The organism is Commensalibacter communis (assembly GCF_947179105.1).
GTDB lineage: Bacteria > Pseudomonadota > Alphaproteobacteria > Acetobacterales > Acetobacteraceae > Commensalibacter > Commensalibacter communis.
In genome coordinates this window covers 14,203-28,415 of the sequence record NZ_CAMXCK010000005.1, presented here as the reverse complement: position 1 = coordinate 28,415, position 14,213 = coordinate 14,203, and the positions used below count along the sequence as shown (strand labels likewise).

The window sequence follows — 14,213 nt, the reverse complement described above, 5'->3', positions numbered from 1 at the left end:
AACTATTTGATCTTTGCGTCATCAACAAAACTTGGGTAAATGTAAATCAAATAATCTGATAAAACATTATTCATCACATTTAAACTACGCAAAAATAAAGCAACATTTCCTAGATATGTAGGTAAACGACGTTCGAATATCAAAGATTGCTCTCTTTGTCCTATATAAAGATTGCCTTTTAATAAGATCAATGTATCTTCTGGAGAAATTTTTAATAATTTCGAAACATCCACAACATCTTTAGACTGCGGTGTTAATTGATCTTTTCGCTGGTTAAACCCTTTAATCATACTTAACGTTGTATTGACAAAAGGTCTAACAACATAAGGTTTATCTGCAATCTTATTGTCCATTGTCACCCAAAAAACATAGGTGGGATTTCCCCAATCCGCAAGCTTTTGCGATGTTACCAATACATGTCCATCTTTTTGGAAATGTAGCAACGTAATCCCATTAACATAAGCCCCATCAATATCGCCTTTTTTCCAAGCATCTTCAATTTTATCAGCAGGCATATTGATTAATTGCACTTGACGAAAGTTAATCTTCCAATGTTCTAATGCTTTTAACAAACTATAGTGAGCAGAGGTAAGAAAAGGCACAGCAATCTTTTTTCCAACCAAAGACTCTGGTTTATCAATATGGCTTTGGTTACGCAAAACCAATCCACTGCCTGTGCCATATTGCGAACTAATGGCAATAATGCGTACTTGTAGACCCGCTGTCACCGCAGAGGTCAAGGCAATTAATCCAACAGGGGCAAAATCAATTTTTTCAATCGCCAAATCGTGAAGCATTTGGAAATCATCGTCATATTGTTTCCAATAAATCCGCTCCCCTAATGCTTTGCGATAAGCACCATTGACTTGTGCAATTTTTGCTAAGTCAACTTGATTAGTCCACCCAATACTAATCGCAGCATGAGCAGTCTGATCAAAGATACAACAAATAGATACCACTAATAACGCAAGAACACACAAAATATAAGATTTTATATGGGTCAAAGATGATTTTAAAAACAACTGCGGTATCCTAATATGTAACGATTCATTGCTAATACCCAAAGAAGCCATCTCTCAGGCATCCTCTGTAATACAACAGCAACTTATAGAAGAAAAGAAAAATATTATTTGATATTATGCCAAAGTAATAAACCCACCGCCCAAAACTCGAGAGCCCTGATAAAAGACACATGCTTGGCCAGGGGCAGGATTACCCACTTCATCTAATTCAACTTGCACCCGTTGGTCTGGTAATATTCTTATAGTCGCAGAACGTTCTTGTTCGCGCGCACGAATTTGAACATTGCAACGCATTTCCTGTTCGGGTATAGGCATCAACCAATTTAAATCACGCAAATAAAATTGCTTGCGACCCGCATCTTGTTTTGGACCAATAACAATCCGTCTGGTCTGAGAATCAATACGCAATACCATTTGCTTGTCGCCTTGACGCATTGCAAGATTCCCCAGGCGTTTGGTTTGCCCTACTGTGTAATGGGCGATCCCTTCATGCTGTCCCAGAACTTCGCCTGTTTCATTCACAATCTCTCCTTTTTCCAATCCTTCAGGAGATAGTTTTTCAACGATCTGAATATAAGACTTATCCGTAACAAAACAAATATCTTGGCTATCGGATTTTTGTGCAACCGTTAATCCAAAACGTTCAGCCTCTTGACGAACAATATCTTTGTTCGGCATTGCACCCAAAGGGAAACGTAAAAATTCCAATTGTTCAGAGGTTGTCGCAAATAAAAACCAAGATTGATCGCGGCTCATATCCACAGGACGATGAAGTTCCGCCCCATTGGCACCTTCTATCCGACGCACATAATGTCCAGTTGCCATTGCATCTGCGCCTAATTCCCGAGCCATATTCAACAGGTCAGTAAATTTAACCCCTTGATTACACTCGATACAAGGAACTGGCGTTTCCCCCCGTGTATAAGATTGTGCAAAGCGATCTATCACCGTTTGGTGAAAACGATCTTCAGCATCAATCACATAATGAGGAATTCCGAGTTGATCAGAAACTCTGCGGGCGTCACGAATATCTTGTCCTGCACAACATGATCCTTTTTTCACCACACCACGTGCATCATACAACTGTAATGTAGCCCCAAAAACATCATGTCCTTGCTCTTTTAACAAAGCCGCAGTGACAGAACTGTCAACACCGCCAGACATGGCAACCATAATACGCATTATTCTATGACAATCTTGGTAAACGAACAACGAGACCGTCTAATTCTTCGGTCATAATAATTTGACATCCAAGGCGAGAGGTTTTTTCCAACCCAAATGCCATATCCAACATATCTTCTTCTTCTTCAGCAGCAGATTTTAATTTATCCCACCATGCTTCATCAACCACAACGTGACAAGTTGCACAAGCCAAAGAGCCTTCGCAAGCACCTTCTAGATCAATATCATTTTTATGAGCAATTTCCAAAACAGACAATCCAACAGGCGCATCAACTTCACGTTCTGTGCCGTCACGTTCAATAAATGTCATACGAGGCATTTTTAACTTCCTTTAAATAAAATGATTATCTTCCTGCCATAATATCTTCATAAGCACAAGATAAAGCATCAATAACTTGCTGTATTTGAGGGTAATTTGTCATCCGACCAAACGATAATCTCAAACTTTGTAATGCTTGTTCTTTTGACTTACCCATCGCCAATAAAACATAAGACGGCATCAAAGAAGACATCGTGCAAGCAGATCCTGTTGATAAATATAAATGAGGCGTTTTTTTGAAAAGATCAAGAGCTTGCACCCCAGGAAACCATAAATTCATACTGTTCGGCAAAGTTTTTTCCAAAGAACCGTTTAACCTTACGGCTGGAATTGCCTTACGTAGTCCCTCTAAAAATTGTTGTTTATACTGAGCTAAGCGTGAAATTTCTTCCTTTCCCTTTTGCTGTAAAATCTCACACGCAGCCCCCAATCCAACAATCAAAGGCACAGCCAACGTTCCAGAACGAATCCCTCTTTCTTGGTAACCACCATGAAACAAAGCAGACACCCTCACTCTGGGTTTACGGCTGATATATAAGGCACCAACTCCTTTGGGAGCATAGAGTTTATGTCCTGATAATGATGCAAGATCAATATGTTGAAATGACCAAGGACTGATTTTACCAATCGCTTGCGCCATATCACAATGAAACAAAGCCCCATATTCATGCGCAATTCGAGCTAATGCTTCTATAGGATGCAATACACTTGTTTCATTATTAGCAGCCATGATACTGACCAATAATGTTGGCGTTTCTAAGGCTTCTTTTAAATGCTCTGGATCAATCAACCCTTCATCATCAACGGGCAAAATAACAATTTCAATCCCCCATTCGGTCAAAGAATGAATGGTTTCCAAGACAGCTTTATGCTCTGTACAAACCGTAATGACTCTTCGCGCTGGATTATCTTGTTTTAGTAAATATTTAACAGCCCCTTGAATGGCGATATTATTGGCTTCTGTCGCGCCAGAAGTAAAAATAATTTCCGCAGGTAAAACGTCCAATAATCCAGCAACTTGCGCTCGTGCGTATTCAACCGCATGATAGGCTTGTTGCCCCAACGCATGATCCGAATGGGCATTGCCAAAAGAACTGGTGAAATAAGGCAACATTGCCTCGACGACTCGTGGGTCACAAGGGGTAGTCGCTTGATAATCTAAATAGATACATTGATCCAAGATATCTCAACCTTTATAACTCTTTATGAAGCAACTATTCGACAATAAGCCTCTATAAATCGTTCTGTTTCTTGTTCGGTAATATTCCAAGGCAAAGAAACACGAATACTATAGCCAGCCAAACGCTGTAATCCCATGGCGATCAATACGGGCGATTTTGCTACTTTTCCAGAAGAGCAAGCCGATCCCGTCGACACGCAAAACCCTGCCATATCCAAGGCCATCAACTGTTGCTGGGCTGATTTCCCTTCGAATGCTAAACAAGACGTATTATCCAACCGCTTGGCACCCTCTCCACAAACCACGGCACCGTGCTTTTTCGCTGCCGCTTCAATCGCATCGCGCATTTTAATAATAGCCGTTCGATCTTGAATATAAGAAGCCCTTACAGCTTCCGCCATTCCGACGATCACTGGTAATGCTTGCGTCCCGCCTCTACGTCCTTGTTCTTGACCACCGCCAATAAACAAAGGATCTAATCGTTTAGCCCCTCTGATATTTCCTGATGCCAATAATAAAGCGCCAATTCCTTTAGGCCCACCCATTTTATGAGCAGAAATCGCCAAGCTATCTGCGCCCAATTCTGACAGATCAATTTTTACACGCCCTGCGGCCTGAACCGCATCGACATGCAGCAAAGCACCATAGTGATGACACAGTTCCGCTGCTTCTTTGATAGGATGCAGCACGCCCGTTTCACTATTCGCCAGCATTAAGCAGACCAACGGTGGCGTTTCCGCCTGTTGGAGTGATTGCTCTAAAAAGCCCAGATCAACAATACCTTGCTGAGTCACGGGTAAAATGGTTTTAGGATAATCAATTTGACTGATTGCGGGATGTTCCGTTGCACCAACCCATAGGGGGCGATCTTGCTTTTGTCCATGAATCGCCAAAATATCGGCTTCTGTTCCACCAGAGGTAAAGATACAATTTTGAACATCGCCACCGAAATGATCTGCAACCACTTCACGTGCATCCTCGATCATATGATAACAACGCCGCCCCATCGCATGAACAGAAGAAGGGTTGCCCGTGATATGCAACGCTTTGACCATCTCTGATATAACAGAATCTCGAACAGGTTCGCTGGCATTCGCGTCTAGATAAACAGGCTTATTCATTTTAAATCTTCAATATAGGAAAATGGTCAGTTAGTTTACTAAATTTACCAATATTTTCTCAAGGAAAAAAAGGATAATTTCATAACTTATTATAAAATGACAAAATAAGACGAATATTATGTAATTTAATCACAGTGAGATGATTAAATTCTTTAAAAATGCTTTTCCTTTATATAAAATCGTTTTATAGAAGTAAGCTCTGTGATTATTTTCCAACAATCCAGTTTATCATTATATCTAACTAACGGATAATTATATGCCAGAGGTAATGTTTGCAGGTCCTGCAGGTCGTCTTGAAGGGCGGTATCATCATTCTCATGAACCTAACGCCCCTCTTGCGTTAATTCTTCACCCACATCCCTTGCAAGGGGGAACAATGAACAATCGTATTACCTATACGATGTATCAAACGTTTCAAAATTTGGGTTTTTCTGTATTACGTTATAATTCTCGGGGGGTTGGACGCTCTCAGGGGGAATATGATGGTGGCATTGGTGAAATCTCTGACGCGGCCGCTGCGTTGGATTGGTTGCAAATGGCCAATACAAACTCCAATGAACTCTGGATCAGCGGATATTCCTTTGGTGCGTTCGTTGGGATGCAACTTTTGATGCGCCGCCCTGAAATCCAAGGCTGGATCAGCGTCGCCCCGCTTGCTAATCATTATGATTTTAACTTTCTGGCTCCTTGTCCTTGTGGTGGGTTAATGATTGCAGGTGAAGCCGACACAATAGTACCTATTGGGGAAATCGATAAACTTGTTGAAAAGCTGAATGCACAAAAAGGCATTGATGTAGACTACCGTATCTTACCAAAAGCCAATCATATTTTTGCTAATGAAGCAGATAAAATTGGTCTAGCGATTGAAGAACATGTCCAAGACATCATTAAACAACGCAAAGAATCGCTACCAGATTAATATTTTTCGTCAAAGAGCGCCTTATTAAACAGCGTGCTTTGACGATTACTGTTTTACATTTCACGAGTAAATCAGTTGTTCAATGAAGAACTGATTTTACCGCCAATTAAATTTTAAGTATGTCCCTTATTTCAAAACGTAAATCCCTTGAACAAATTACAAAAGAAGCGAACTCCCACGGTTTGCGTCGTTGTTTAGGCCCTTGGCGTCTTACCACCATTGGAGTAGGTGCCACAGTCGGTGCAGGGATTTTCGTTATGACAGGTACTGCCGCAGCTAATTTCGCAGGACCGGCTGTTGTATTATCTTTCATTATTGCCGCAATTGCTTGTCTCTTTGCTGCACTTTCTTATGGTGAGCTTTCTTCTACAATCCCCGTTGCGGGGTCTGCATATAGTTATGCTTATACTTCATTAGGTGAAAAGTTTGCATGGGCAGTTGGATGGCTGTTACTGTTGGAGTATGGGATTTCAGCCGTTTCCGTAGCCTCTGGCTTTTCAAGTTATAGCGCCTCTTTGCTACAAGATTTTCATATCAATCTACCTTCCTTTATCCATCATCCGATGTTTCAACCATCACCCGAAGGATATGGCAAAGGAATTATGGTTACCAAATCGATTGACTTGGTTGGTGCAATTTCGGTTATTATTGCTTCAATTGCCTTATTATTTGGTGTTTCAGAATCTACAACAATCAATGGAATTATCGTGACATTAAAAGTTGGAATTTTAATATTATTTATTGCCATTGGAATTTTCTATATTAACCCTGTGAATTTAACCCCTTTTATCCCTGAATCAACAGGTACTATGAATTTTGGGACAACAGGAATATTCAGAGCTGCATCGACCATATTTTTTGCTTATATTGGTTTTGAGGCCGTCTCTACCGCCGCATCAGAAGCAAGAAAACCACAAACTGATATTCCTTTTGGCATTATTGCCTCCTTGGTTATATCCACTTTAATCTATATTGGGGTTGCTTTTGTTTTAGTCGGTGTCGTGCCTTACAAACAATTAAATGTTTCCGATCCATTAGCGATTGCCACCAATTATATCAATATTCCATTCTTAACATGGACCTTGAAAATCAGCGCTGTTATTGGGCTATGTTCTGTTATGTTGGTATTATTATATGGTCAAACCCGTATTTTTTTCATCATGGCAAAAGACGGATTATTACCCCCTGCATTTTGTAAATTACATCCTCAATACAAAACGCCTTGGCTAGGCACGCTCATTTTGGGCTTATGCGTTTCCGTTGCCACTGCTTTTTTGCCTATAGATATTATTAGCGATTTGGTCAGCCTTGGGACTGCCACTGCGTTTAGTATTGTATGCCTAACCGTTATCTGGCAGCGGAATGCACATCCAGATTTACCACGTCCTTTTAAAGTACCTTTTGGAGGTTTTAGAATAAAAGGAATATGGATTGGATATGTTCCATTATTAGGCATTATTTGCTGTTTAACAATGATTGTTCCGCTATTGATTGATATGGTTGCATCTATATTTCATCATAACCCTATTCCAATGATTTTATTAGTTTCCTATGCATTGGTTGGTTTTTTTGGATATTACAGCTATGGTCGAAAGCATTCTGTACTAGGAAAGCAAATCCAATCATCTGATGAAACTTAGTCCATATTTGTTCATAAGAATTATACGAACGAAGCGCACAATTTATGCCATCGCATCGCAGTTATCATTGCTATACTTGAATAGAAATATTTTGTAATAATCCTGTTGGTTTTTACCATCGATTTATTCAGCTGTGTAAGATATCTCTAAAAATTTGGTATCCTCACCTGAGTTGAATAAAAAACAAAGGGTAAAAAAACTTTATATTTCATAGAATAAACAGTAACTTACTATTCTGACCCTATATACGATGAATTGAAACATAACGATTATGATTAAAAAATACCTGCCCTTTATCTCTTTACTATTGTTTTTCCCTTTGACGGCTCATGCAGTGCCTGCACCTGTTGCGATGCTGCCTTTGACAATTGAAACGGCTATTAAACAATTCACCCCTCCTTACTGTCAAAATGGGTTACAAGGATTGAGCTCGGCGGTAGAAAAATGTTACGAAAATACCAAAGATACCAGTGTCACCATCGATATGTGCGTCTTAGGGGACATCACGATTGCCAAACTATTGATCCAAGATAACAAAGCGGATCTTTCTGTATTAGACAGGAAACCTTCAGAAGTGATCGCTGATAAAAATATCCCAGTCAGTGGCACTGAATCCTATTTAAATTTTGTCTCTGTGGTTAAACGATTACAATTATTGGGTGATATGCCACGGTTTTATATCTATAACAGCCCACAAATCTTGGCTTATTTACAACAAGGTGCTGATCCTGTTTATAAAGGTATTACCGAAGGATGTAAGAAATAACAAACGTTATATTGGTATGATAAAATTGAGACTACTTGTGGTTGGACGAAATAAAGTTGACGTGGATTTAATATGCAATCAATGTAAAAAAAATCCATAATATCTGAAGAACAAATGGAGTTTATTTCAAATTCTTGCAAAAGGGACATGAAATTAATCATGATCTAATGCCCATTCTGTTCATGGGGTAATACGTCAAACCCGATGACGTTGAGCCTACTTTTTCCTGAAAAAATATGATGGCGATGGATTAACAGGCCCTAAAAATCATATTCTAGTATTATCTCTTATATTAATGATGAATCCTCATTTTGGGGAAGTCGAGCATGAGGGAATGTATGGTTCGATAAAAAAATTATATTCTGAAATACATTAACACACTAATCCTTTCGACAAGGAAACTCCCCACAAAATATAACAAGAAACTCGCAAACATGCCTCTTCCCTCACCTCATGATATTTTGAAACGATTACATAATTCTGCATTTCGCGCTCGTTTTACGTTTAAAGACAAGGAACTCGCGTATCTAGATCGACAAGGAATGGATAAAATTATGTCTCATGCGCATGATTTTATCGCGCAGCGACTTGCTCCAGCAGAGCCTAAAAATGATGGCAAGCAAACCCCTTGGAAAGGGCATCCCGTTTTTATCGCCCAACACGCTACAGCAACTTGTTACCGAGGATGCCTGCAAAAATGGCATCAGATTGCTCAAAAACGTCCTTTGACCTCAGATGAGCAAACTTATATTCTATCCGTCATTCAATTATGGTTAATACAGGATTTACAAAAACACTAATAAGACAATAATAATTTCATTGCTTTTTGTAATTGCTGCTCTTCTGTAAAACACGCCACGCCACGTTGTCGACCAAGCCGACCCATTGCTTGACGTTCCTTTGGATATTCAATCATCCATGCCATCGCCTTTGCCAATTCTTGCACTGAGCCGGCAGGCACTAATAACCCCGTCTTTTTATGCTCTACTTGTTCACGTGGGCCACGAATTGCGGTGCTTATGACGGGTAATTCCGACAACATTGCCTCAACAATAGACATAGGTAACCCTTCGAAATGACTGGGTAGCACAAAAACATCCGCCGCTTTCATCAATTGGTCAATATCGTCTCTGTATCCCCATAAACGAAGCTGATCACCTAATTTTTCTTTGGCGGTGTCAAATGCACGATCTAACGCATGTCCATGATCGGAAGATAATCTTTCCCCAACAATCCACAGTTCAATATTCTTATTTCGTACAGCAAGTGCCATAAATGCTGCTAATAATTCAGGATATCCTTTATGACGCACTAAGCGAGAAACAATTAAAAACACTGTTTTATCGTCATCAATCCCAATCTCTTGACGTATTGCAGAACGAATGGTTGAATCTGGTGCAAATTTTACAGGATCTCTGCCATTCCCAATATAAACAGGTTGTGAGTGTATTCTTAATTTTTTAGCATCTTTGGCTTCTTCGGCAGAAACCGTCATGTATAAATCAGTGATTTGTCCAGCAGACCATTCCAAAGCAAACGATAATCCGCGTCTGATCCAAGACTTAACCCCTTGTCCTGCTTGATTAAATAAATAGCCATGACATGTATAAGCAATGATCGGCGTACCACAGAAAAACGCTGCTAGTCTGGTTAAAAAACCACTAATCGGCATATGTGCATGAACAATATCAGGTTTTTCCTGCTTGATAATTCTATAAATTGCCCATAATGCTTTTATTTGACCGACGGGCGCATACGAACGAATAAAAGGCACTGTCTGAATGTCAAAACCCTCTTGCCGAACCTTGGTTAATAAATCCCCTTCTGCACAAACGCCAATGACCCCATGTCCTTGTGCTTTTAAAGAGCGCATTAAGGGCAACAAAAATTGATATAATGAAAAATCAACATTAGTGACTTCAAGAATTTTCATAATGATAATCTATAATTTACGGTGCAACGCCCAGCGAACAATTTGCGGTGCATCAACTTCTTCTATGGGGTTATCCGTTTCAAGAGCGTGCTTTTCTTTTTCGTGATTCTTTGTCGGCTCTGATATTACCGTTTCTTGCGGCACAGTTGTTTCAAGCACAGTTTCAGAATGTAAAGCAGGATCGCTTTCCTGCCCACTTCCTTGATCATTGTTTTTATTATGAAAAATAGCCACATAATCTGAACTTTCCTCTGGTTGCTCGGTCAATACCGTTTGAGTATCGACTTTGTGTGTTTCATCTGTCTTAGATAATAATTCTGTTTGAACAGAAACGACCTCATCCTTATTTTTCTTCTCTGGAACCGTTACATATAACACAATTTGTTTACTTAATACACGGCTGCCGCTGCCAAAATAGACGCTTTCTTCTATTCTTGCATTTGCACCAGAAAATCGAAACCACCAAATTTGTCGACCTTCATGGGGATTATTAGCCATCAACGCATAAACATGCTCGGGCTTACCATTGACAAACTCAATGAAATCCTCTTCAACGACAATAGAAGGATGAAGATGAAAACGAACCATAAAAGGATATTGTTGAGGGCCATCGATACGCTCTTCGCCTTTCAAGATTTGACCATTTGATGATAAATAAATAATTCGCTGATAAATAACCCCATAACGTTTTAACCACCCATTATGCCCCATCTCTAAAAGATGTGCACCCTCTTCCATATGGTGTTTAGCAACGGCTTCGAAATGAGGGGTCACTTTACCTTGAACGAATTCCACTGAATCCGTGCCATTCAAATCAAGTACAGAATGCGCAGCAGTACATCCCAAAATTGATCGCCATGTTTTGGTTTCACCCGCCCCACAATTGACAAAAACACGCTGTTTACCTACCGAGAATTCTAAAGAAAGACACCCTGCATGCTTACTTCTACGGCCAATGTCCGCAGGTGTTCCACTATCAACCAACAAAGTCGCCCTGTTGGCATAACAACGAATATATCCCCCTTTGGTCATATTGGTCATCGCAACGCGTTTTTGGGTTGCATGAAATAAAATACGATCAATGGATTGCGGATTTGATTCGTTTGATCCATTAAATAGAGCCAGTCCACCATCACCATGGCGTAGTGCTCTTAATGCTCTGCTCAGATTATCCAAAGCACTAGTTAATTCATTGGGTGGTCGTTGTTTAGTAAGTTGATACATTAATTTGATTTCAACCAAATCTTGTAACACCATTAATTGGATTTCAGCATTGCGCTCTATATGAACGCCATCTTCCAGAATTTGGTTGGCCAGCTCATTCTTTAAACATCGGGTTATTTTAGTGGATAAATCAAATTGTTCTGGCAAACATAAAGAAACCGCCATGACCCCTTTTAACATCGCAAACGCATAATGACTGCCAGCAGTTGGGGGCAACATCGCTGTGATATACCGTCCCTCTATCATAACGCGATGTAAAAATTGTTGTTTAAATGCTTTATCTGCTGAAGACGCAAAAAAATCGTAGTGCCCCAGCCAATTTGTCAGTCGTTTTCCTAAAATATCCCCTCGGTAAGCGACCTTATGTTGGGTATTAGGAGGACGGCTCATCCAATCGACAATTAATGCTCGGGCGCATAATCTGGCGTTATCGGTGCCAAATTCTCGCAAATCACGTAACCAAGAAAAATCGTAAATCTTGCATAACCCATCAACAGGAATATTTTGTTTACCCCATAATCCTGGTTGCAAAGGAATGATATAATCTTTGTAAATCAATTCCCCTTTGGTCAGATGCATTCCATAAATAGAATCCCCATTCCACAAATCACGCAGGAAATAGGCTGGATTTAACGGCAGTTTACCATAACCAACGGGGGGCAAACGTGCCAAAGACAGCCGCATTTTTCGTAGCATGCTTTGTAAAGCCATCCTAACCTGCCCCCCTTTTTGTTTAACAGATAATAAATAATTGCTATTTTCTATCTGTTCCACGCAAAGCGTTCATCGCTTGACGGTAATCTTTTTGACCATAAACCGACGTGCCAGCAATTAAAACATCTGCCCCTGCCTTAATGACTGATGGTGCTGTTTCCTCTGTAATACCACCATCAACACTGATACGAATATCCCGTCCTGTGGCATCAGCCATTTCACGAATCTGTTGTATTTTTGGTAGCTGGCTTGAAATAAATTTTTGTCCGCCAAACCCTGGATTAACGGTCATCACCAAAATCGTATCCACCATATCCAAGACTTCAGAGATTGCCTGTGCTGGCGTTGATGGGCATAATACAATCCCTGCTTTGATTCCAAACGATTTGATTGTTTGCAAGGTACGATGTGCATGAGGCCCTGCTTCGATATGAAACAAGATCTGATCAGCCCCTGCTTTGGCAAAAGGCTCGATAAACAAATCAACAGGTTGAATCATCAGATGCACATCAAAAGGAAGCTTACTATATGGACGCAACGCCTTGATAACCGAAGGGCCAAACGTCATATTCGGCACAAAATGCCCATCCATAATATCCAAATGGATCCAATCCGCGCCTTGTTCATCAACAGCCTTGATTTCTTCACCAAAACGAGCAGCGTCTGCAGAAAGGATACTTGGGGCAATGAGAGGAACGGCTAAAGCTGGCATAAAAACTCCGTTTTTAAATAATAAAAGGATTCAAACTTTATTCTAATAAAATGACATCGAATCAAATAAAAAGAAATATGATATTCATGCAAAATCACCGATTTTTCAGATTTTACAGCAACGTTGCATTTATATATCATAGTAAATCATTTTTTTATAAATCTAGCCATAAAAAATCCATCCAATCCTCCTTTTTCTGACCACATAGAGGGCAATGTCCTGACCCAACCTTCTTTGGTGATGCTTTCAGGTAAAAATGGCACATCATCAACGGTTAAGGGTAAAGGGGATAATTCAGGTAAACTGGACATGTATTTTGCTTGCTCTTCAGCTTCAGCAATTTGTAGAGAGCATACACTATACATTAACCGTCCGCCTGGTTTTAAATATCTTAACGCTGCTTGAATTAATTGACGTTGGACATTCACCAAAGCACTAATTTCTTTGGGTTTTTTAATATGTAACACATCAGGATGACGGCGGAAAATGCCTGTGGCAGAACAAGGGGCATCTAATAAAATTGCGTCAAATTCTTCTTTATATTGTAACTGGGCGGCATCTGATTGCACAATTTTTGCCTGTAATTGCAAACGAGCCAGATTTTCTTTTAAGCGTTTAATGCGTTTTGGATCTTTTTCAACAGCCACGACTTGTCCGCCAGCCATCACGAGCTGAGCAGTCTTTCCACCAGGTGCAGCACATAAATCGGCGACTGTTTCACCCTGTTGCACATTCAGTAAATATGCAGGTAATGAAGCAGCCACATCTTGCACCCAAAATTGTCCTTCTTCAAATCCAGACAAATGATTAACCTTTGTGCCGACGGGATAACGATAGCTATCTGCGCATAATAATGTTCCACCCTCTGGAGCAGACAAACCCGCTTTTACGGAGAGATCCAAAGGCACTTCATAATTCAAGCATTGCGCTAATTGGCGGGGATGAAAGCCTGCTTTATCCCATTCTTGCCATAACCAAGATGGTAAATTTAAACGCTCTTGATCGAGCCCTTCTAAACATTCTTTTCCTTGATCGGCGACTTTACGTAAAACCGCATTCACCAAACCTGTAAACCCAGAAAATCCGTTTTTACGAGCCAAATTCACCGTTGTATTAATTGCCGCATGCCTTGGTGTTTCCAAAAATATAATTTGTGCAACACCTAACAACAAAATGACAGAAACAGGCTGAGGGGGCGCTCGTCGTAATAAAGGTTCAATAATGGCTTCTAATACGCCCTTTTGTCGTAAACAGCACACAATTAATCGATAAGCAGCAGCTTTGTCCCGACTATCCGCATGACGAGATAATAGATGATCTAAAACAGCATCCAAAGAACGGTTACGTTCCAAAACTTGACAAAGTGCTTCAAAAGCGATTTGACGTGTGTCGTCTTTTTCTTTATTCATTATTTCTGACTTAATCTTACAGTTTTCGGTTTGATGGGATTTTCTTTGTTGTACTCTTTAAATACATATTTT

Annotated in this window: 13 protein-coding genes; 4 read left to right on the top strand and 9 right to left on the bottom strand. The window is 40.1% G+C overall.

Annotated elements, in window-relative coordinates; genetic code table 11:
- Positions 1 to 2: 2 nt before the first annotated feature.
- The 5 genes from PQG52_RS08775 to PQG52_RS08755 all read right to left on the bottom strand — a co-directional run bounded on the left by PQG52_RS08775 (position 3) and on the right by PQG52_RS08755 (position 4,824).
- Complete coding sequence (locus PQG52_RS08775) at positions 3 to 1,073, bottom strand: taurine ABC transporter substrate-binding protein (RefSeq protein WP_271829062.1); 1,071 nt, start codon at positions 1,071 to 1,073, stop codon at positions 3 to 5.
- Positions 1,074 to 1,136: 63 nt separating this feature from the next.
- Entirely contained in the window at positions 1,137 to 2,204 is a 1,068-nt protein-coding gene (gene mnmA, locus PQG52_RS08770) for a tRNA 2-thiouridine(34) synthase MnmA (RefSeq protein WP_271790621.1), read from the bottom strand.
- A gap of 4 nt (positions 2,205 to 2,208) precedes the next feature.
- Complete coding sequence (locus PQG52_RS08765; RefSeq protein WP_271829061.1) at positions 2,209 to 2,523, bottom strand: ferredoxin family 2Fe-2S iron-sulfur cluster binding protein; 315 nt, start codon at positions 2,521 to 2,523, stop codon at positions 2,209 to 2,211.
- Between the two features lie 25 nt (positions 2,524 to 2,548).
- On the bottom strand, positions 2,549 to 3,703 hold the full coding sequence (locus PQG52_RS08760; RefSeq protein WP_271829060.1) for a cysteine desulfurase family protein: 1,155 nt from the start codon (positions 3,701 to 3,703) through the stop codon (positions 2,549 to 2,551).
- A 23-nt stretch (positions 3,704 to 3,726) separates the two neighbouring features.
- Positions 3,727 to 4,824 carry a cysteine desulfurase family protein gene (locus PQG52_RS08755; protein WP_271829058.1) on the bottom strand — a complete coding sequence of 366 codons (1,098 nt, stop codon included), beginning with the start codon at positions 4,822 to 4,824 and terminating at the stop codon, positions 3,727 to 3,729.
- 256 nt (positions 4,825 to 5,080) lie between these two features.
- On the opposite strand from PQG52_RS08755, the gene PQG52_RS08750 reads away from it, so the two are divergent.
- The 4 genes from PQG52_RS08750 to PQG52_RS08735 all read left to right on the top strand — a co-directional run bounded on the left by PQG52_RS08750 (position 5,081) and on the right by PQG52_RS08735 (position 8,949).
- Positions 5,081 to 5,743: an alpha/beta hydrolase gene (locus tag PQG52_RS08750; RefSeq protein WP_271829057.1), complete on the top strand. Its 663-nt coding sequence runs from the start codon at positions 5,081 to 5,083 to the stop codon at positions 5,741 to 5,743.
- Between the two features lie 119 nt (positions 5,744 to 5,862).
- The gene (locus PQG52_RS08745) at positions 5,863 to 7,383 is read left to right on the top strand and encodes an APC family permease (protein ID WP_271829056.1); all 1,521 of its coding nucleotides are present in this window, start codon (positions 5,863 to 5,865) and stop codon (positions 7,381 to 7,383) included.
- Between the two features lie 271 nt (positions 7,384 to 7,654).
- Complete coding sequence (locus PQG52_RS08740) at positions 7,655 to 8,149, top strand: hypothetical protein (protein ID WP_271829055.1); 495 nt, start codon at positions 7,655 to 7,657, stop codon at positions 8,147 to 8,149.
- A gap of 434 nt (positions 8,150 to 8,583) precedes the next feature.
- Positions 8,584 to 8,949, top strand: coding sequence for a DUF4186 domain-containing protein (locus tag PQG52_RS08735; RefSeq protein ID WP_271829054.1), 366 nt, complete (start codon positions 8,584 to 8,586; stop codon positions 8,947 to 8,949).
- Here the strand turns inward: PQG52_RS08735 and PQG52_RS08730 are convergent.
- From PQG52_RS08730 to PQG52_RS08715, 4 genes are all read right to left on the bottom strand, one after another.
- Positions 8,946 to 10,082 carry a glycosyltransferase family 4 protein gene (locus tag PQG52_RS08730; RefSeq protein WP_271829053.1) on the bottom strand — a complete coding sequence of 379 codons (1,137 nt, stop codon included), beginning with the start codon at positions 10,080 to 10,082 and terminating at the stop codon, positions 8,946 to 8,948. The genes PQG52_RS08735 and PQG52_RS08730 overlap by 4 nt on opposite strands.
- A 9-nt stretch (positions 10,083 to 10,091) precedes the next feature.
- A complete protein-coding gene (locus PQG52_RS08725) occupies positions 10,092 to 12,017 on the bottom strand; it encodes a heparinase II/III family protein (RefSeq protein WP_271829052.1) in 1,926 nt (641 codons plus the stop codon).
- A gap of 43 nt (positions 12,018 to 12,060) precedes the next feature.
- Entirely contained in the window at positions 12,061 to 12,732 is a 672-nt protein-coding gene (gene rpe, locus PQG52_RS08720) for a ribulose-phosphate 3-epimerase (protein WP_271829051.1), read from the bottom strand.
- 146 nt (positions 12,733 to 12,878) lie between these two features.
- Complete coding sequence (locus tag PQG52_RS08715; protein WP_271829050.1) at positions 12,879 to 14,141, bottom strand: RsmB/NOP family class I SAM-dependent RNA methyltransferase; 1,263 nt, start codon at positions 14,139 to 14,141, stop codon at positions 12,879 to 12,881.
- Positions 14,142 to 14,213 lie beyond the last annotated feature (72 nt).